Below are 20,264 nucleotides of genomic sequence, written 5' to 3'. Positions count from 1 at the left end.
AATAACCTCTTTAGTTGTTAATGAAGATTCCCCCAAAATATGTACTAATTTTTTTCCTTTAATTCTTTATAAATCATAAATCCTGCAAAAATAATAGCTGAATATCCTGCTAAAGGATATAAAATATTTACCAATTTAGCAAAAGGAATTACTCCTCCAAAAAACATTCCTATAACAGTTAATATTATTGCAATGATATTAAATTTTTTAGTTTTGTCAACAGCAAACTTTCTAACAGTCATTGTAAGGAATGAAGCCACTGCAGAATAGATACTTACTACTATTAAAACTGTAAAAATTAATCCCAACACAGGAGATATATGATTAGCAATTGCTAATGTAGGAACTTGTTGCCCTACAATCAATTTATAATAAACAAGTTCACCTATTACAAGAGATATAATTCCAATAGTAAAAGCAACAGTTCCAATCAAGGCTGCACTTCTTGCTTCTTTTACACTTCCTGCCGATGCTCCACACTCAACTTGAAATGGTATACTAACCATAAGAGCAAGAAAAGCATATAATATTCCTGACCATGCCCAATTTGAAGAAGCTGATTCAAAACCTAATGTTGGTATAAGTCTGCTAGCTTCTGATAGTAAAGTTGGTTGTCCAAAAAAAGTAATAATACCAGCAATTCCTACTATTGCTACAAATACAATTTTAATAGGTCCTATAACACCTATTATATCAATAAGCCTTTCTTCACCTAACAAGGTTGTACCTAATGCTAAAATAGCTATTACTCCAGTGCCTATATATGCTGGTATTCCATAATATTGATTAATTGTAGCACCTGCACCCGCAAGCATAACTACAAATATACAATATACTAATACAACACTATACCATATATAAACTTGACCTATAACTTTTCCACAGTAATACTCAAAAACATCATATGGATTGCTAAATTTCTTTTTTTGACCTATTCCATATAAATTGTACGTTAAGATAATCAACAAAACCATACAAATTAATGCTGCTATAATCCCCTTTGTCCCACTTGTTGCAAAAAATTGCAGAACTTCCTGCCCAGTTGCAAACCCAGATCCAATCCAATATGCGCACAAAGCTCCAGCAAGAAGTATTACTTTTTTAAAATTAATTGATTGTTTTTCCATTATTTCCACTCACTCCTTTTCCCTTTTTCATACAATTCCTATAAGTTTAGTATGTTTTATTAATTTATTATAATTTAGAAACAAAAGTAAATCAATAAAAAAATGAAAATTATTAATATTTTTACAACTATTTATATAATTTTATCTACAATTAATATAATTAATTATTTATATTACAATATACATTCACATTCTTCTTGTCTAAAATTAGAGCCAACTTATATACAGAACATAAATTATACAAGCAAGTTCTAACTTTATTCAGCTATAAATATTAAATAACTAACACTCATAAATCTAAAAAGTAAAGAAGGTGTTATCTTCTTTATTCTAAGTACTTAATCTTCTTTGGCAAGTTTTTTATTATATTTGTAAAATTAATTCAAACATAATAATTAACAAACATTTTATAAAATTTCTTTTAAGTAAGAACTTAATAGTACTATTGCATTAATATATTTAAATAACTTATTTCTGTTATAACATATTTTTATTATAGAATATTCATCAAAATACATCAACAAAAAATGTAAAAACATTATTTTTTTTCTATTTTTATATAATTTATTACAAATTTATAGTATTATTTGTTATTTTATAGATATATATTTTTGAATTCATTGTATAGTTTAAATTATTATATATATCCCCCACTAAAATCTAACAATTCATTTGCAAAGTCAAAAAATATACTACGCTACATCATTATTATTTCAATTTTATACTTTAAAAAAAGTCTTAAGAATAAAGCTAATTTCTTCATTCTTAGGACTTTTTATACCAACTACACTTCTATCGATTCCTTAATATCTTTCATCGTTAATGAAATTCTCTTTCTTTTTTCATCAACCTCTAAAATAGCTACTTTAACTATATCTCCAACCTTAACTATATCTAAAGGATGTTTTACGAATCTATCTGCCATTTGACTCTTATGAACTAATCCATCTTGATGAACCCCAATATCTACAAATGCTCCAAAGTCTGCTACATTTCTAACTGTTCCTGCTAAAACCATTCCTGGCTTTAAGTCCTTAAGCTCAATTATTCCTGTTTTAAGTATTGGCTTTGGCATTTCTTCTCTTGGGTCTCTACCTGGCTTCTTTAACTCCTTTATTATGTCTTTTAAAGTCATTTCACCAATTTCTAGTTCTTGACTTAATTTATGCAAACCATAAGTTTCTGCTCTTTGATCAATATCTTCAAGTTTATTATTCTTAAGGTCCTCCTTGTTATATCCAAGAACTTCAATTAAATTTTTAGCAACTTTATATGACTCTGGATGAACTGAAGTATTATCAAGAGGTTCTTTACTTTCAGCAACTCTTAAGAAACCAGCACATTGTTCGTAAGCTTTTTGACCTAATCTCTTAACTTTTAATAATTCTTTTCTTGAAGTAAATTGACCTGCTTCTTCTCTATAATCAACAATATTCTTAGCTATAGCAGCATTTATTCCAGATATATGTGTTAAAAGTGATGGTGTTGCTATATTTAAATCAACCCCAACAGTATTAACTGAATCTTCTACTACACCTGCTAAAGATTCTTCAAGTTTTTTAGGTGTAACATCATGTTGATATTGACCAACCCCAATTGCCTTAGGATCTATTTTAACTAATTCAGCAAGTGGATCTTGTAATCTTCTCCCTATAGAAATAGCGCCTCTTACTGTAACATCTAAATCAGGATATTCCTTAGTTGCAAGCTCTGATGCAGAATAAACAGATGCCCCTGCTTCTGATACAATTACATAAGCTAATTCTTTACCTGTTTCATTCTTTATTTCAGTAATCATCTCAGCAATAACTTCTTCTGATTCTCTAGATGCAGTTCCATTTCCAAGAGAAATAACATCAACATCATATTTAGCTATAAGTGCTTTTAAAGTTTTCTTTGTTCCCTCAATATCTTTTCTAGGAACAGTCGGATAAACTGCTGTATTTTCTAAGAACTTACCTGTTGCATCTAAAATTGCAATCTTACATCCTGTTCTAAATCCCGGATCATATCCCATTACAACCTTTCCTTTTATTGGAGCTTGTAATAATAATGCTTTTAGATTTTCTTTAAATATCTTAATAGCACCTTCTTCTCCTATATCAGTTAACTCATTCCTAATTTCTCTTTCTATTGATGGATAAATTAATCTCTTTAATGAATCCTTAACAGCAAGTTTCAATTTTTCATCCAATATTTCATTTCCACTTAAAATATGATTTTCTAAATATTTTATTATCTTTTCTTCATTGCAAGTAATTTTAACGCTCAATACCTTTTCTTTTTCACCTCTGTTAATAGCTAATATTCTATGAGGTGGTATTCTATTTACTGCTTCTGAATAATCATAATACATTTCGTATGGTGTTGGTTCTTCTGAACTGCCTTTTGTTTCTATTAAACCTTCTCTTATAACTAATTCTCTTATATATTTTCTATACTTAGCTTCATCTGATATTTCTTCAGCAATTATATCTAGTGCACCTTGTATTGCTTCTTCAGCACTTGCTACGCCCTTTTCTTCGCTTATATATTTAGAAGCTTCTTCAGATAAATCTTCCTTGAATTTTCCTTCCATAATCAAGACTGCCAAAGGTTTTAATCCTTTTGCTTGAGCTATTGTAGCTTTTGTTCTTTTCTTAGGTTTATATGGTCTGTATATATCTTCAACTTCTGTTAAGGTTGTTGCTTTTTCTAAAGCTTTACCTATCTCTTCTGTATATTTTTCTTGCTCTTGTATTAATCTTATAACATCAGCTTTTCTCTCATCTAAATTTCTTAAATATGTAAGTCTTTCTGATAATTTTCTTAAAACTTCATCTGAAAGTCCTCCAGTTGCTTCTTTTCTATATCTTGAAATAAACGGAACTGTATTTCCATCATCTAAAAGCTGTATAACATTTTGAACTTGACTTAATTTTATCTCTAACTCTTTGGCTAATCTTTCTTCTATTGAATTCATGATACCCTCCTAATTGTCATATCAAACTGCTCCTAAGATTATATCTACACTGGCAACAATAAGATAAATTTCCTATTAATATTATAAACCTATTTAAAGTTAAGGCAAGAAATTTATATAGATAAAGTTACGTGGTGACTTACCAAAATCATATACATTATTTGTTCTATCAGACTTGTAAAATTTTCGCCGGAAGATTCTAAATAGAGGCTTCTCCCCATTTAGAATTTATTGTATCCAAGCTAGAAAGAAATGGTGCTCTTTTGTTTAGTGTTACATTGAGAAATCGACAGTTCTTTTCTCCAGTAACCGAAACAACACAGCACCATTTCTTTAGATTTGTCACCATATAAATCTAAAGCACAAATTGCTTATCTACATAAGACACATTCAAAAAATAACAAATCCATCTGCAAAGCCTATTTTGCATCATGCTGCATTAGCGGATTCCTCTAATAGCCTGTTATGAGACAACTCCACTTCCTTGCCTGATGCAAAATAATAATGGCATTTTCGATTTGTTATTTTCTTTCATGTGCCTAATATTCTCTTTTAATAGAGTTCACTTTGTTTTAAATAAATATTGTTGTTTTTTATAAATTTAATAAACAAAGATATTCCTATCGAAAATATAACTGCTCCAATTCCTAAACACATACCAATACTATCAGACGTAAGTTTTATAGATTTATCTAAAAAATTATCAATAAATATTAAATCCATAATATTATAAATATAATCAACCATCATAGGCATTAAAATATTTTTATATTTTATGTACAAAATACAATTAACTACACCTAATAAAATCATTCCTGCTATTTCTGAAGTATCTCCTATTATTCCATAAATCATAGAAGATATAATAATTCCAATATAAATATTGTTAGTTCTTTTAGAAATTCTTTTAAACAACACTGATCTGAATGTTAGTTCATCCATAATTGGACTAATTATAAGAGATACTATCGTAAAAATAATATAATAGCTAGTTTTATTTATTTCAATAGATGAATCTTTAATAATCGTTGTTGCAAAACTTGGACTAAAATAATAACTAATCCCTATAATAAGGCCCTTGCTTCCAATTATTAAACATATAACTAAACCTATAACTTTAAATATTTCATAAAACTTTATTTTTGATTTAAAGTCATAGTACAAAGACTTGACAGCTTTTTTAGTTGGCCTAAATATGCTTATTATAGCTATAGATAAAAATATTAGCATTATAATTACTGTAATATAAACATAATCACTATTAGAATCAGTTTGAAAACCATTTGTGGTAAACATTGAAACAATTGTTATTACAGCAAAATATAATATTATAAAAATCATGTATATACCTAAAATTGTAGTAATTTTAACTTCTTTAAATCCACTATCAGAATCCAAAATATCAACTCCTTATTATAATGATTATAGACATTTCTAGTTAATGTATGCTTACACCAATATTAAAATAATCTTAAATACATATATTACTGATGCTATATATGTTTAATAATATTATTATTTAACAATTGGTAACTTAAACTCAAAAATAGATCCAATTTCACTGTCTATAATCCTTATATCTCCTTTGTGTTTATTTAATATCCTCTTTGTAATTGATAATCCTAGTCCAGTTCCACCTGTTTTAGAATTTCTAGACTTATCAAGCCTTACAAATGCATTAAAAATATTTTCTTGATATTCTTTTGGAATCTTTTCTCCATCATCAGATATTTCTATATAAAAATAATCATTTATAATTTTAGTTTTGATGTTTAATTTTGCTCCATTAGAATTATATTTAATTTTATTATCTAAAACGTTATTAATAGCTCTTGATAATTTTTTTCTATCCATCATAACATAACATGGCTCTTCGTTTATTTCAAAATCATATATAAATTCTTTTTGCTCAAATTCCGAAATATAGAATGTGACTATCTGTCTTAAAAATTCACATATATCAATTTTATCAACATTTAATTTATAATTACAGTTTTCATATAATGAAAATTCAAACAAATCGTTTATTAACTTATTAGCTCTATGAGAATTTTTATTTATTATACTTATATATTCTAGTTTTTCTTTTTCACTTAAATTTTCTTCATACATCAAAGTTTCACTATATCCTAATATAGATGAAAGTGGATTTTTCAAATCATGAGATATATCTAATACAAGATCTTCTCTCATCTTCTCCAATTTCTCTTTTTCTTTTCTTTCGTTTTGTATAGTTTCTGCCATCATATTAAATCCGTTTGTTAACTCCAAAAACTCATTTTTTTTCTTAATGTTAATTCGCACATCATAGTTTCCATTTGTTAATTCAATAACTCCATCTAATAAAGTTTGTATCGGCTTTACAAATGATTTAGAAGTTATTTGTGCAAGAACATAAACACATACCATAGCAAGTATTATATTTAATAAAAGCATACTTTTAAATAACAGTTTCTGAGAAACTATTTTAGTAATAAAATTTTCCTTTACTATTTCTTTATATGGGCATCCTAACACAATTAAGCTGCCGTCCTCCTGCATATATCTGCTATATATAGAATACACTCCATCATTTTTTGTTTGTATCTTTGCATTATTAAAATCATTTAGCATAAAAATTGATTTAAAATCATTATTTAAGGATGATTCATTATTTTCCATTATCCCAAACATGTTTCTATACGTCTCTAAATTTATTGAACTAAATTCTTCTATAGTATTGCCTTTTAAATATTCAATTTCATTTTGATGGTTAATCTTTATTATAAAACCATTTATCTTACTTAAATCATCATCAGTTATAGACATATAATTTTCCTCTAACTTATTATCCAATTCTTTAAAATCAGAACTATATTTTGGAAAAGTACATAAAATTCCATATATGATAATAGACAAAAAAACTCCTATCATTATCATTGCAGTAAGGCTAATATAACCAATGAAATATGTAAAAAATAATTCTGTAACAACACTTCTATTATTTTTGCTGTGTTTCATTTACATTGACCCTCTCTATTTTATAACCTATTCCTCTTATTGTTTTTACATAAACAGGATTCTTAGGATCATCTTCTATTTTTTCTCTAATGTGACTCAAATGAACCATTATATTATTAGAATCACCAATATACATTTCTTCCCATACTTCCTCATAGATTTGTTTTTTAGTAAAAACTCTTCCTAAGTTTGAAATTAATAACTGAACTATCTTAAATTCCTTTGGATTAAGTTCTATCTTTTTATCACCTTTAAATAGCTCAAAACTTTCAGTAAATAACTTCAATTCTCCAGTACTATAAACTTTATTCTTTTGAGTTGTATATTTATAACATCTTCTAAGATTAGATTCAACTCTAGCTGTCAACTCAATTGGACTTATTGGTTTTACTAAATAATCATCAGCTCCTAAACCTAAAGCTAAAACCTTATCAGAATCATTTCCCATGGCTGTGACACAAATAATTGGTATTGTTGAAACAGCTCGTACCCTTTGTATTAAAGAAATTCCATCGATATTAGGCATCATTATATCTAATAAAATTAAATCTATCTTTTCATTCTCAAAAATCTTTAAAGCTTCGTCACCATCACAAGCCTCATAAACATTATAATTTTCTTTTTTCATGTGTAAAGAAATAAGATTTCTAATGTCTTGTTCATCCTCAGCTATTAAAATATTCACAACTCCAACTCCCTACTTTATAATTAGTAACATCTAAAAAATAACAATTCAAATATGTATATGTATGAATTGCTACTTTTTTCACGTACCTTATTAATACATTTTAACATACATTTAGATACATTAATAATGCATAATATTAATTTCTTTCTATACATTAGGCACATGAAAGAAATTAACAAGACCAAAATATAATGATTATTTTTCATTAGGCAAAAAATTTAATTTCCATCATAGCGGGCTATTCGAATAATCTGATTATAATCAGATAAGTGAAAGTCCAAATCTATAATTTCGTTTTTTGAATACACCTTATTAAAACTAGAAATTTAATTTTAAACATAAATTCATATTGCCCTAAAATACATCTAACTGTATAATTATTATGTAAATATTTACCAAAAGGTGGTGGGTTTATGATTAAAAACGTAAGTAAAATATGTTCCTTCTTCTTATTATTCCTTTTTGCAGTTCTTGCCTTAAACGAATTTAAAATAATGACTTATTCAGAAAGCCTAAAAAATATATTTTATTTTTTAACGCTTATTTTTATTATGTTTTCTTCTGTTACAACCCTTATAACAAATAAATCAGGTTTTTTTAAATTTGTTAGTGTACTTATAATGTTAGCATTAGTAATTGGCGGTATTCTCTCAATACTTAAACCTGGACTTAATGTAGCATTATATGTTTGTATACTTCTTACAGCCATATATTCTTTAGTTGACATGTTCTATAAAACTGCCTAGTCACATATCACACACATTATCCTATAGCTAAATAAACTAAGAATTAAATTTAAACTTTGAAATATATTATATACTAGAAATAAGGGGAATTCTTTTGCGTAGCATTGCGTTGATAATTTGGCTGTAGGATTTCTTCAACAGAAGTTGTTCCATTCTTGCTTGTTCTTTACTTGCTTAAGGAGCATGCAGGAATGGGCACAATTTCTGTTGTTAGAAATCCACATCCAAATTATGTAGCAAGCGAGCAAAAGAATTCCCCTTATTTCGGTTAGCTATCACATAATTCTAAATTCTAAGTTGCTTATGTATAGTATATTATTGTTTCTGGATTAATAAACTTTAATGTATTAATAATTTAAGAGGTATAAATGTGAAAATAAATATAAAGAAATCTGCATATTATATTAGCTTAGCTATATGCTTTACCTTGTTAACTTATTCTATATTTGTTCAAACTACATATTATAAATTTAATCCACAAAATGTTAAGAATACTATTAAAATATTAACTTCTGATAAATATGAAGGACGTCTTACAGGCACTGTTGGAAATTTTGAAACATCTAACTTGATTGAAGAATCTTTTAAGAATTATAATCTAAGTTCACTTAATAATAGTTACAAAGAATCTTTTGAAGTTACAACTCCAATAAAAAATAATGACTATCCTAAATTAACTATACAATCAGGTACAAAAATAATTGGTGAGTATAAATATGGAACAGATTTCAAAGATGATATGCTTAACTTTCGAACTACTAATGTAACTTTTACTAAAGATGATATTGTTGAAATATATGTAAATTCAATTATTATTAAGCATAATAATAATGCTTTTTTATTTCGTGTTGCATCTGATAACAACTTTAATTTCAGAAGTTCATTTAATGTTAATTCTCCTTATGAATTTTCAATTACTATAACAACAAAGTTGTATAACGATATTTTAAATTCATTAAGAAATAATGATACAGTAACCATAAACTTACCTTATACATTAAAAGAAGAACAAACTTCTAATGTAATTGGTGTGCTTAAAGGAACCTCTAATTCATTGCCACCTTTGGTAATAAGTGCTCATTTTGATCATTTAGGAATAGATGCTTTAGGAAACCACTATAATGGTGCACTTGACAATGCATCTGGAACTGCATTCATGTTAGAATTATCAAAAAGTCTATCTAGTTTTTCTAAACCTAAAAGAGATATTATATTTGTTGGATTAACTGGAGAAGAATTCGGCTTACTAGGTTCTCAAAAATTTGCTAATGATTATCTTAATATAATAAGAGATGGTAAAGTAATTAATTTTGATATGATAGGAGCACCTAATACCCCTCTCACTTTAATGACAGGATCAATTTGTAAGGATACAGAAGACGACTCTACCTCTGAGCTTTTGGATTCATTAAAACTTATTTGCTCTAAAAAAAATATCAATTATGATGTAGAATTTAGAGATTCTAGTGATCACGCTAGTTTTTCAAACGCTGGTATTGATGCTGTAACTCTATGTAATTCAGATATTTCAAGAATTCATACACCAAATGATACTATAGATTATATAGATACAAATACAATAAATCAGGTTTATTCTATAATTCAACAAGAAATCTATAGCTATGCTTATAATAATTTCTTTTTACTATTATACAATCCTAAATTAATAGTATTACTTAGTATACTATTTATATTTCTAATTACATTCCCAAAATTAAAACCAAATCATTAAAGTCTTGCAATACCAACCCAAATATTACACATATATGTTCCGCAGGACTAGAAAAATTTCATTGGGAGTTACTAAATGTACCTGAATTTAATATATATAGTTCCAATCATCAAAAATAAATAATAAATAGATTTTCATTATTAAAGATAAATATTAGCGAATATTAAATATTTTTCTGACTTAAACTTATAAAAAATCACATCACCAGAAAGAAAGGGTGTTCTTTTGCGGAGTGTTGCATGAAAAATACAGTTATTAAATTTACATTTTGAAATATACACTATTCTAGAAAGAAATAGCATTTTGTTGTGTAGTGTTACATTGAGAAAAAAGCTGTAGGTATTTCTTCAGTAGAAGTTGTTGCATTGTTGCTTGTCACTAGCTTGCCTAGGGAACACGCAACAATGATACAACTTTTACTGATAGAAATCCACAGCTTTTTTCTCTAGTAACCGAAACAACAAAATGCTACTTCTTTCGGTTAGTTACGCATATATTTAAATTCAATATTGTCTATCTACTGCTTTAAGTAGGCATTTATGAACACATCTATTTCTCCATCCATTACAGCTGTAACATTTGATGTTTCCACATTTGTTCTGTGATCCTTAACCATACTATATGGATGGAATACATATGATCTTATTTGGCTTCCCCACCCCATATCTTTAAGTTCTCCAGTTAAGTCTTCTATCTTTTCTTTATGAGCTCTTTCTTTCAATTCAACTAACTTAGATTTCAACATTTCCATTGCTGTGTCTCTATTAGAAAATTGGCTTCTTTCATTCTGACATTGAACCACTATTCCTGTAGGAAGATGTGTTATTCTAACTGCTGAATCTGTTTTATTAACATGTTGTCCTCCTGCTCCTCCAGATCTATAAGTATCTACTTTAAGATCGTCAGGTCTTATGGTAATATCCTGCTCCTTTGTAAGCTCTGGAAGCACTTCCATTGATGCAAATGATGTTTGCCTTTTTCCATTTGCATTATAAGGAGATATTCTAACCAATCTATGAATACCCTTTTCAGCTTTTAAATATCCATATGCATATTCGCCTATAACTTTCAATGTAACACTTTTAATTCCAGCTTCTTCTCCAGGAATCAGATCTATAGTTTCCACAGTATATCCTTGTTTTTCACACCATCTTGTATACATTCTTAAAAGCATTTCTGTCCAATCATTTGCATCTGTTCCGCCAACTCCAACATGCAAAGTTAAAATAGCATTATTTTTATCATATTCGCCAGATAACAATATCTTCATGTTATAATCTTCAATTTGTGATTCTATTGATTTTATAGTTTCTATTATTTCATTTGAAGACTCTTCATCATCTTCTTCCATAATTTCTTTCAAAACTTCAATATCTTCAATTTGAGATTTTAGCTTATCAAAACTATCTATTTTGTTCTTTATAAGCTTACTTTGCTTAGTAACTTCTTCTGCTTTCTTAATATCATCCCAAAAGCCTGGTTCTTGCATTTTGCATTCTAATTCATGCAATTGTTTTTCTAAGCCTTCACGGTCAAAGTGAAGCCCCCATTTCCTCTATAGATTTTTTTATGTTAGAAAGCTTTGCTAATTCTTTTTCTAGTTCAATAATCATCTATTTTCACCCCTTTAATTCAGTTAACTGTTTATTTATTAAGCTCAAAGAGAAAGTTTAAATACGAAATATAAAATTCTGATTCTTACTTTTCCTTTCAGCATTTCTTTAATTTTAATAAAAATTCCGTAGAAATTTAATCATAATTGTTAATCAATTGATAACAATAATTCTTTCAAACCTCTACGGAATTTATTATAACATATTTATTCTTTAAAAAACTCCTTAGAATTTTTAATCTTAATTGTTAACTGTCATTAATAACTGTTAACTAAATTAAACTTCTCTTCCACAGCAGTTTTTATATTTTTTACCACTTCCACATGGGCATAAATCATTTCTTCCATGTTTATCAACGTTTCTAATTGGACTTGCTGCTGGGCCTCCTGGTCCTGCAATTGGTCCTGGTTGACCTGGGTTACTAGCACTTGGTCCAGTTGGTCCACCTGCATTTGCATTTACATGAACCGCTTCTGTTTCTTGTGCCACTCTAACTCTTTCTGGTGCTCTTTCTATTTTAACATGGAATAATAGTTTAACTGTTTCTTCTTTGATTGATTTAATCATAGCTTCAAACATTTCACTACCTTCCATTTGATATGCTTGAACTGGATCAATTTGTTTAAATGCTTGAAGTCCGATACCTTGTTTTAAATGATCCATATTATCGATATGATTCATCCATTTAGTATCAACAGATTTTAAAAGAACAACTCTTTCAATTTCTCTTAATCTTTCTGATGTAAATTCTTCTTCTTTAGCTTCATAGAATTTAGCTGCAATTTCATATAAATTTTCTGTTATTTCTTCATTTGATAAATTCTCAAGTTCTGGTAAATTAACACTGTTTGATGGTATACAAATGTCTTGTAAATAAACCATTAAGTTTAGAAATTCTTCTCTATAATCTGCTGATTCACCTGTGATATGTGTGTTAACCGCATCACCTATAACTTCTTTTGTCATTGCTAAGATTTCTTCTTTTACATCTTCACCTTCAAGAACTTCTGATCTTTGTTTGTATATAACTTCCCTTTGAATATTCATAACATCATCATAACCTAATAATGTTTTTCTTATATCAAAGTTATTACCTTCAACTTTCTTTTGAGCATTTTCTATAGCTTTTGAAACCATTTTACTTTCAATTGCTTCTTCTTCTTGAAGTCCTAATCTTTCAACAACTCCTTGGATTTTTTCTGATCCAAATATTCTCATTAAATCATCTTCTAATGAAATAAAGAATGTTGATTCACCTGGGTCTCCTTGTCTTCCTGAACGTCCTCTTAATTGGTTATCTATTCTTCTAGATTCATGTCTTTCAGTACCTATAATCTTAAGTCCACCTACTTCAACTACACCTTCGCCAAGCTTAATATCAGTACCTCTACCAGCCATATTAGTAGCTATAGTAACCATACCTTTTTCACCAGCATGACTAATTATTTCTGCTTCTTGTTCATGGAACTTCGCATTTAACACTTTATGTGGTATACCCTTTTTATTAAGCATACTAGAAACAAGTTCTGATTTTTCAATACTTACTGTACCAACCAATACTGGTTGACCTTTAGCATGAACCTTTTCAACTTCTGATGCAACTGCTTTAATTTTTCCAAGCTCTGTACTAAATACTAAATCTGGATTATCTATTCTTGCTATTGGTCTATGTGTTGGTATAACAATAACGTCTAATCCATATATTTCTCTAAATTCATTTTCTTCTGTTAACGCAGTACCAGTCATACCTGATAACTTATTATACATTCTGAAATAATTTTGGAATGTAATAGTAGCTAAAGTTTTTGATTCTCTTGCAATCTTAACTCCTTCTTTTGCTTCTATTGCTTGGTGAAGACCATCTGAATATCTTCTACCCTCCATAAGTCTTCCTGTGAATTCATCAACAATTATTACTTCTCCATCCTTAACCATGTAATCTTTATCTCTTCTCATGGCAAAGTTAGCTTTTAAAGCTTGTGTTACATAATGTTGTAATTCTATATTTTCAGCATCTGCATAATTTTCTACTTTAAATGTTGCTTCTGCTTTTCTAACACCTTCATCTGTTAACATTACTGCATTAGCTTTTTCGTCTCTTGTAAAATCTCTTTCTTCAGCTAATTTCTTTGCAAAATAATCTGCCACTTTATAAAATTCAGTTGATTTATCCCCTTGACCTGAAATTATAAGTGGAGTTCTAGCTTCATCAATTAAAATTGAGTCAACTTCATCGACTACAGCAAAGTTTAATGGTCTTTGAACTCTTTCTTCTTTATAAATAACCATGTTATCTCTTAAATAATCAAATCCAAATTCATTGTTAGTTCCATAAGTAATATCTGAACCATATGCTTCTCTTCTTTGGTCATTATTTAACTCATGTACTATAATACCTGTTGTCAATCCTAAGAATCCGTATAATTGACTCATTTGCTCAGCATCTCTTTTTGCAAGATAGTCATTAACAGTTACTATATGTACCCCAGCTTCACTTAATCCATTTAAGTATGCTGGTAATGTTGCAACTAATGTTTTACCTTCACCAGTTTTCATTTCTGATATTCTACCTTGGTGAAGTACCATTCCTCCCATAAGTTGTTCATCATAATGTTTCATACCTAAAACTCTTGATGATGCTTCTCTAACAACTGCAAATGCTTCTGGTAATATATCATCTAAAGTTTCCCCATTTTTTAATCTTTCCTTAAATTCTGGAGTCTTAGCTTTAAGCTCATCATCCGTAAGCTTTTGCATAGCTTCATCTAAATCATTAATTTTCTTTATAGTAGGTCTAAGCCTATTAACTTCTCTTTCACTATATGTTCCAAATAAGGCACTTAATAATCCCATAATGTCATCCTTTCGAAATCTTATATTTCAATAATTACTTTCTAATCATTTTAAAAATCAAGTATTAACGTATTTTTTAATTATAACATTTTATTTATCTATTTTTCAATAAAAGTCCTGATTTTTATAGTAAATTCAGTCTTAAACGCTGAATATTGAAGAAAATAACAAGTGAATAAATTATAATCCATACTTTAACTATAATACATCAACACATTTACATAATAGTTCATAATCAAATACTTTAAGTCTTTATTTAGCATAAATATAAACAATATTATAAACTTTTTATTTTTCATATATCATTATCAATCACTAACAAAATAAATATATATTTCCTAATATATTATAATTTCCTAAAAAGCAAAAAATATTCTCATCCTAATTTTACGTAGAATGAGAATATTTTAAACTTAGGCAAATAAAAATAAATAACAAGTCCAAATTTACCTTGGCCATTTTTCATCAGGCAAGGAAGTAAAGTGCCATCATAGCTAGTGTATTATGACACTTTACTTATACAGTATGATAGAAAATAGGCTGGCAGATGGACTTGTTGCTTTTGATTTTACCTTCTTATATGAATTCCGGCTCTAATAAACCATAATCTCCATCTTTTCTCTTATAAATAACATTCACTTTACTAGTATCTGCATCTTGATATACAAAGAAATTATGTCCAAGTAAATCCATCTGAAGAATTGCTTCTTCTGAATTCATAGGCTTAACCCCAAATTTCTTAACCTTAACTAATTTGCCCTCTTCTTCTTCAAATGGCTTAAGATCTATTTTATTTATTTCACCGAATCTCAATGATCCGTTATGTTTTCTTGATAACTTAGTTTTTTGCTTTCTAATTTGTCTTTCTAGCTTGTCCTCTACTAAATCTAAAGATTTATACATATCATCAGTCGATTCTTCTCCTCTTAGTATAACTCCATTAAACGGGATAGTAACTTCTATGATATGTCTATTTTTTTGAACACTCAATGTAGCTTTTGCTTCTACATTAGGATCAAAATACTTTTCCAATTTGGTTATCTTTTTTTGCACAATTTCCTTTAATGCACTTGTTAATTCGATATTTTTTGCTATAACTGTTACTTTCATAACTTTCAGCCCCTCTCTATATGAAAAAGTTTTTGAAAAATTTATATCCTTGTGTTAAATATATTTTAACATATCAACACTTGCTTAACAAGATATTTTTCAGTAAATTCTGAAAATTAAAAAGTAAAAAAAGTAAAGCTAGTTGACCTGGTCTTTGACCCCACACTCGCCTGCTGGAATTTTCGCTAATAGAAATTAATCCCTCACTACTAACTCTCTCAACCTTTACATGCTGGCAGGACTTACTTCTATACCGCACCATGCTCCTTAGACATTTTGCCTAAATTACGTGGATCGTTTTGCCTGCGACTGGCTTCGACTTTCAACCACAAACCTAGCTTTACATTAATATTATATATGACTTTTCGATAACGTCAATAGTTTTATATCTTTTGCACCAAATTTTTTTAATATTTTATATCCTTCTTTCAATGTTATTCCTGTTGTAGTAACATCATCTATTAAAATAATATTAATGTCATTTAGATTTATACCTTCTTTTAACTTAAATGCATCTTTTATATTTTCATATCTTTCATCTTTCCTAAGCGTCTTTTGCTCTTTTGTTTCTCTTTGCTTAATTAAAGTTTCTACGACTTCAATTGATAAATCTCTGGAAATTTTTTCAGCTATATATTCACATTGATTAAAACCTCTAGATTTCTTAGATTTCTTGGATAATGGTATATATGTTAATATGTATTTTTCATATTCAATATATTTAACTATATACTCCTCTAAAAGTTTTGATAAAATATCACCTGCCGTAAAATTACTTTTAAATTTAAACTGCAATATTAATTCTTTTAATACTCCACCATAATATCCATAACTAAGTATCTCTTCTTCTTCACAATACCTTATTATATTAATGCTCTTCTTACATGATGTACATATCCCAAAGCATTCACTTTCCTTGCATATTATACAATAATTCTCTATTGGATATATGACTTCTATTATTCCTTGTAATAGATTTACTATACTTCTCTTAAACGTTTTTCCCATACCTTTTTATTGAAATCTCTTGCCATATCTTTAGCCTTTTCCATATCATTTGAAATAAAATTTGATACTAATAAAACCTCTGGCAATTTTGCGTTTATCTTTCTCATTTGCCCACATATATATAGTATCTTTTTATAAGTATATCTTTCATGATCAGAAAACAGAACTACAGCATCATCAACATAGCAGTATTCAAGTAACTCCTCTATTTTATTTGTTATTACAAATATTGCCTTATCTTTATATTTTGATACTCTTTCGCATCTTTTTATTTCATCCTGCTTAGAAACCTTTATTACCCTAACATCTGAAAGCTTTAACTTATTTTGAAAATAATCATACACTATTTCAAGTTTCTCTTTATCTGGAACATATATACATACCTTATGATTATTATCTTTAAACCATTTTAAATAATCATAAAGGCTATATGGAATATCCTCATTCAAATCTATTCTAGTAGTTATTATCCTCGGTTCTAAAAAAGGTTGATTATAGTTATACGCTGCAAGTTCAAATTTTTCTCCAATTAATGCTACCTTTTCAATACTATATAATAGAACTCTTCCTCCTAACCTGGAGCATATATCTAAAAATTCTATTATAGCAACATTACTCAAGTTCGAAAAATAAGTTATATCATCAAAGATAACCAAATCATATTCACCTTTAATTTGAAATAAATTCTTATAATTAACAAAAGTCAATTTTGTTGCTGCATTTCCACTTTCAATATATGAATGAGTTATATTTGAATCAAATTCTTTTATTGAGCTTATCAACTCTCTATTTTCTCCTTTTTTGCCCCATACATATAATATATTTCCACCATTATTTGAAATTTGGCTTACTATATTAGAAAAAATGCATGATGTATTAAACGGAACTGTTATTATAGTTAAAAATCTTATATTCTTTTTATACCAATAATCAATTTTTTTTATAGCATACTTTAAATCTTCTAAGTTGACCTTGCATAAGCTTCCCATAATATATACTCCTTCCAACTATTCTCCGAACTCGTCTTTGGTTATTATGTCCCTGATTCTATATTTTAAAGCGGAATACCTCTCCATACTATTTGTATTATTAACCATATACATTAATGCTTTTTGATAACCAACAACAACAACTAACTGTTTTGCTCTTGTTATTCCTGTATAAAGTAAATTACGATTCATTAAAAATGGTGATCCCATAAATGCTGGAATTATTACAACTTTAAACTCACTCCCTTGACTCTTATGAATTGTTGTTGCATAAGCTAAATCTAATTCATCTAAAAAGTTAAAGTCATATATAACTTTTCTTTCATCATCAAATATGATTGTTAAGGTTTTTTTTTCTTCATCTATACTTTGAATAAATCCCAAATCTCCATTGAAAACTCCAACGCCTTCATTTTCGCCTTCCCCATTAACTCTAACCCATTTTAAAGAATAGTTATTTTTGGTTTGCATAACCTTATCCCCTTCTCTAAAATCCATATCTCGTGAAGTTTTTTCTTTTTTATCTTTTGACGCCGGATTAAATATTTCTTGAAGCCTCATGTTTAAATTATTAACTCCAAGAGTTCCTTTTCTCATTGGTGTTAAAACTTGCATGTCTCTTAATTTATCCCACGATTTATTAAATTTAGGAAGTCTTCTATTAAGCAAATCTATTATTGTATCCACAATTTTCTCTTGATTATCCACATTTATAAAGAAAAAATCTTTATCTTTCTGATTTAATAACGGCATATGTCCTTCATTAATTCTATGCGCATTTACCACAATTAAGCTCTCATTACCTTGTCTAAAAATTTCTTTTAATCTTACTACCTTTATATACTCACATTCTATAAGATCCTTTAATACATTTCCTGGTCCAACAGACGGCAATTGATCAACATCTCCAACAATTATTAATCTTGTACCTAAATTAATAGCTTTTAGTAAACTATGCATAAGCATTATATCAATCATTGATGCTTCATCAATTATAATCACATCACAATCCAGAGGTGATGATTCCCCCTTTTCAAAAACTGATTCATCATCTTCTGAAACTCCCATTTCTAAAAGTCTATGTATTGTTTTTGCCTCTCTCCCAGTAGATTCAGTCATTCTCTTAGCTGCTCTACCTGTTGGTGCTCCCAAAATCACCTTCATTCCGTTATTCTCATATATATGAATTATTGATTTAATAATTGTAGTTTTTCCTGTTCCAGGTCCTCCAGTAATTATTTCTATTCCATTACTAAATGCGCCTTTTATCGCCTCTATTTGAGATGGTGCAAACTGTATCTTTTGCTCCTTTTCAAAAACATCAATCTCAAAATCAATATCTGAGTTTATTGTTTGTGTCTCTTGTAATCCTAAAGTAATTATCTTGCTAGTTACTCCAAGTTCACAATAATAGTATTGAAGTAAAAATCCAACTTCAATATCATTTACTTTTTCAACAATTATTTTTTGTTCTGCTGCCATACTGTATATATTTTTTTCTATAAGCTCCTTAGATACTAATAAGTTTTTTTGACAGTCTTCTATTATATTTTCTTTTGGCATAAATATATTTCCAGCAGCACAAAACTGATTCATAACATATTTAATTCCACTCTGAATTCTAAATTCAGAATCGCTCGCAATTCCAATACTCATAGCAATTCTATCTGCAGTTTTAAAACCAATTCCCGAAATTTCATCACATAATACATATGGATTACTAGATACTATTTGCCTTGCATTAACTCCAAACTTTTTATATATTTTTACACATTGATTATTAGTTACACCATGTTTATGAAAATATAATATTACATCTTTTAAACCTTGTTGTTCGATATATGATTCATATATAATTTGAAATTTCTTTTCTCCTATACCTTCTATCTCCATAAGTCTTTCGATATGATTTTCCATTATATCTAATGTTTCTTCTCCGAACTTTGCTATTATCTTTTTAGCAGTAACAGGACCAATACCATGTATTATACCAGCACTTAAATATTTCTCTATTCCATCTAATGAATTTGGAAGAAGCTCTTCATAATCCTGAATATTAAATTGATTTCCAAACTGCTTATGTACTGTCCAATCTCCTGTTACTTTTACATTTTGACCTTCCTTAATAAGAGGAACAGTACCTACCGCATTAATCAGATTCTTTTCAGTTCTTATTTTACAAACTACATAACCAGTATCTTCACTTCTAAAAACAATGCTTTCAACAAAACCATTTAGGACTTCCATAGAATCTCTCCAAATCTTTTATATAATATATTAATTATTTTCTCGCAAATAATTAATTTCTAACCAAAATTATTTATTTTATATTTTTTTCAATTATATCATAAATTGAATATTCTACATTATTAAGTATAAGTTTCATTATTATAACTCATCCCATTCATTAAATAAACAGAATAAAGCGACCACTCT

At 28.1% G+C, this 20,264-nt stretch carries 13 protein-coding genes; 1 reads left to right on the top strand and 12 read right to left on the bottom strand.

Annotated features, from left to right (window positions below):
• Positions 1–44 precede the first annotated feature (44 nt).
• The 6 genes from CLSA_RS02665 to CLSA_RS23555 all read right to left on the bottom strand — a co-directional run bounded on the left by CLSA_RS02665 (position 45) and on the right by CLSA_RS23555 (position 8,504).
• Positions 45–1,127, bottom strand: coding sequence for a YkvI family membrane protein (locus CLSA_RS02665; protein ID WP_022743849.1), 1,083 nt, complete (start codon positions 1,125–1,127; stop codon positions 45–47).
• Between the two features lie 784 nt (positions 1,128–1,911).
• Positions 1,912–4,089 (bottom strand): Tex family protein, encoded by a 2,178-nt coding sequence (locus CLSA_RS02660; RefSeq protein WP_022743848.1) that lies wholly within the window; start codon positions 4,087–4,089, stop codon positions 1,912–1,914.
• A 552-nt stretch (positions 4,090–4,641) separates the two neighbouring features.
• Positions 4,642–5,487 carry a CPBP family glutamic-type intramembrane protease gene (locus CLSA_RS02655; protein ID WP_022743847.1) on the bottom strand — a complete coding sequence of 282 codons (846 nt, stop codon included), beginning with the start codon at positions 5,485–5,487 and terminating at the stop codon, positions 4,642–4,644.
• A 117-nt stretch (positions 5,488–5,604) separates the two neighbouring features.
• Complete coding sequence (locus CLSA_RS02650) at positions 5,605–7,089, bottom strand: sensor histidine kinase (RefSeq protein WP_022743846.1); 1,485 nt, start codon at positions 7,087–7,089, stop codon at positions 5,605–5,607.
• Positions 7,070–7,774 (bottom strand): response regulator transcription factor, encoded by a 705-nt coding sequence (locus tag CLSA_RS02645; RefSeq protein ID WP_022743845.1) that lies wholly within the window; start codon positions 7,772–7,774, stop codon positions 7,070–7,072. The genes CLSA_RS02650 and CLSA_RS02645 overlap by 20 nt, the downstream gene beginning before the upstream one ends.
• A 529-nt stretch (positions 7,775–8,303) precedes the next feature.
• Positions 8,304–8,504: a hypothetical protein gene (locus CLSA_RS23555; protein WP_022743844.1), complete on the bottom strand. Its 201-nt coding sequence runs from the start codon at positions 8,502–8,504 to the stop codon at positions 8,304–8,306.
• 389 nt (positions 8,505–8,893) lie between these two features.
• Between CLSA_RS23555 and CLSA_RS02635 the strand changes: the two genes are divergently transcribed.
• Complete coding sequence (locus tag CLSA_RS02635) at positions 8,894–10,255, top strand: M28 family metallopeptidase (RefSeq protein WP_022743842.1); 1,362 nt, start codon at positions 8,894–8,896, stop codon at positions 10,253–10,255.
• Between the two features lie 517 nt (positions 10,256–10,772).
• Here the strand turns inward: CLSA_RS02635 and prfB are convergent.
• The 6 genes from prfB to recD2 form a co-directional block, all read right to left on the bottom strand.
• Positions 10,773–11,868, bottom strand: a protein-coding gene (gene prfB, locus CLSA_RS02630) for a peptide chain release factor 2 (RefSeq protein WP_144079371.1) whose coding sequence is annotated in 2 segments (ribosomal slippage) — positions 10,773–11,789 and positions 11,791–11,868 — 1,095 coding nt in all. Because the reading frame shifts where the segments join, the coding sequence is not laid out codon by codon here.
• Between the two features lie 276 nt (positions 11,869–12,144).
• Positions 12,145–14,721, bottom strand: coding sequence for a preprotein translocase subunit SecA (gene secA / locus CLSA_RS02625; RefSeq protein WP_022743840.1), 2,577 nt, complete (start codon positions 14,719–14,721; stop codon positions 12,145–12,147).
• Between the two features lie 576 nt (positions 14,722–15,297).
• Complete coding sequence (gene hpf, locus CLSA_RS02620; RefSeq protein ID WP_022743839.1) at positions 15,298–15,831, bottom strand: ribosome hibernation-promoting factor, HPF/YfiA family; 534 nt, start codon at positions 15,829–15,831, stop codon at positions 15,298–15,300.
• A gap of 351 nt (positions 15,832–16,182) precedes the next feature.
• Entirely contained in the window at positions 16,183–16,839 is a 657-nt protein-coding gene (locus tag CLSA_RS02615) for a ComF family protein (protein WP_022743838.1), read from the bottom strand.
• Positions 16,812–17,828, bottom strand: coding sequence for a hypothetical protein (locus CLSA_RS02610; RefSeq protein ID WP_022743837.1), 1,017 nt, complete (start codon positions 17,826–17,828; stop codon positions 16,812–16,814). The genes CLSA_RS02615 and CLSA_RS02610 overlap by 28 nt, the downstream gene beginning before the upstream one ends.
• A gap of 18 nt (positions 17,829–17,846) precedes the next feature.
• Positions 17,847–20,075 carry an SF1B family DNA helicase RecD2 gene (gene recD2, locus CLSA_RS02605; protein ID WP_022743836.1) on the bottom strand — a complete coding sequence of 743 codons (2,229 nt, stop codon included), beginning with the start codon at positions 20,073–20,075 and terminating at the stop codon, positions 17,847–17,849.
• Positions 20,076–20,264 lie beyond the last annotated feature (189 nt).

The organism is Clostridium saccharobutylicum DSM 13864, from assembly GCF_000473995.1.
Taxonomy (GTDB): Bacteria; Bacillota; Clostridia; order Clostridiales; family Clostridiaceae; genus Clostridium; species Clostridium saccharobutylicum.
Note: the sequence above shows the minus strand (reverse complement) of the source record. Positions and strands in the feature narration are given on the sequence as shown.

Bases quoted from the DNA above. Each gene is read 5' to 3' on its own strand.
- recD2 (WP_022743836.1), bottom strand. From the start codon at position 20,075: ATGGAAGTCCTAAATGGTTTTGTTGAAAGCATTGTTTTTAGAAGTGAA.
- CLSA_RS02665 (WP_022743849.1), bottom strand. From the start codon at position 1,127: ATGGAAAAACAATCAATTAATTTTAAAAAAGTAATACTTCTTGCTGGA.
- CLSA_RS02610 (WP_022743837.1), bottom strand. From the start codon at position 17,828: ATGGGAAGCTTATGCAAGGTCAACTTAGAAGATTTAAAGTATGCTATA.
- CLSA_RS23555 (WP_022743844.1), bottom strand. From the start codon at position 8,504: ATGTCAACTAAAGAATATATGGCTGTAAGAAGTATACAAACATATAAT.
- CLSA_RS02650 (WP_022743846.1), bottom strand. From the start codon at position 7,089: ATGAAACACAGCAAAAATAATAGAAGTGTTGTTACAGAATTATTTTTT.
- CLSA_RS02660 (WP_022743848.1), bottom strand. From the start codon at position 4,089: ATGAATTCAATAGAAGAAAGATTAGCCAAAGAGTTAGAGATAAAATTA.
- secA (WP_022743840.1), bottom strand. From the start codon at position 14,721: ATGGGATTATTAAGTGCCTTATTTGGAACATATAGTGAAAGAGAAGTT.
- CLSA_RS02615 (WP_022743838.1), bottom strand. From the start codon at position 16,839: ATGGGAAAAACGTTTAAGAGAAGTATAGTAAATCTATTACAAGGAATA.
- hpf (WP_022743839.1), bottom strand. From the start codon at position 15,831: ATGAAAGTAACAGTTATAGCAAAAAATATCGAATTAACAAGTGCATTA.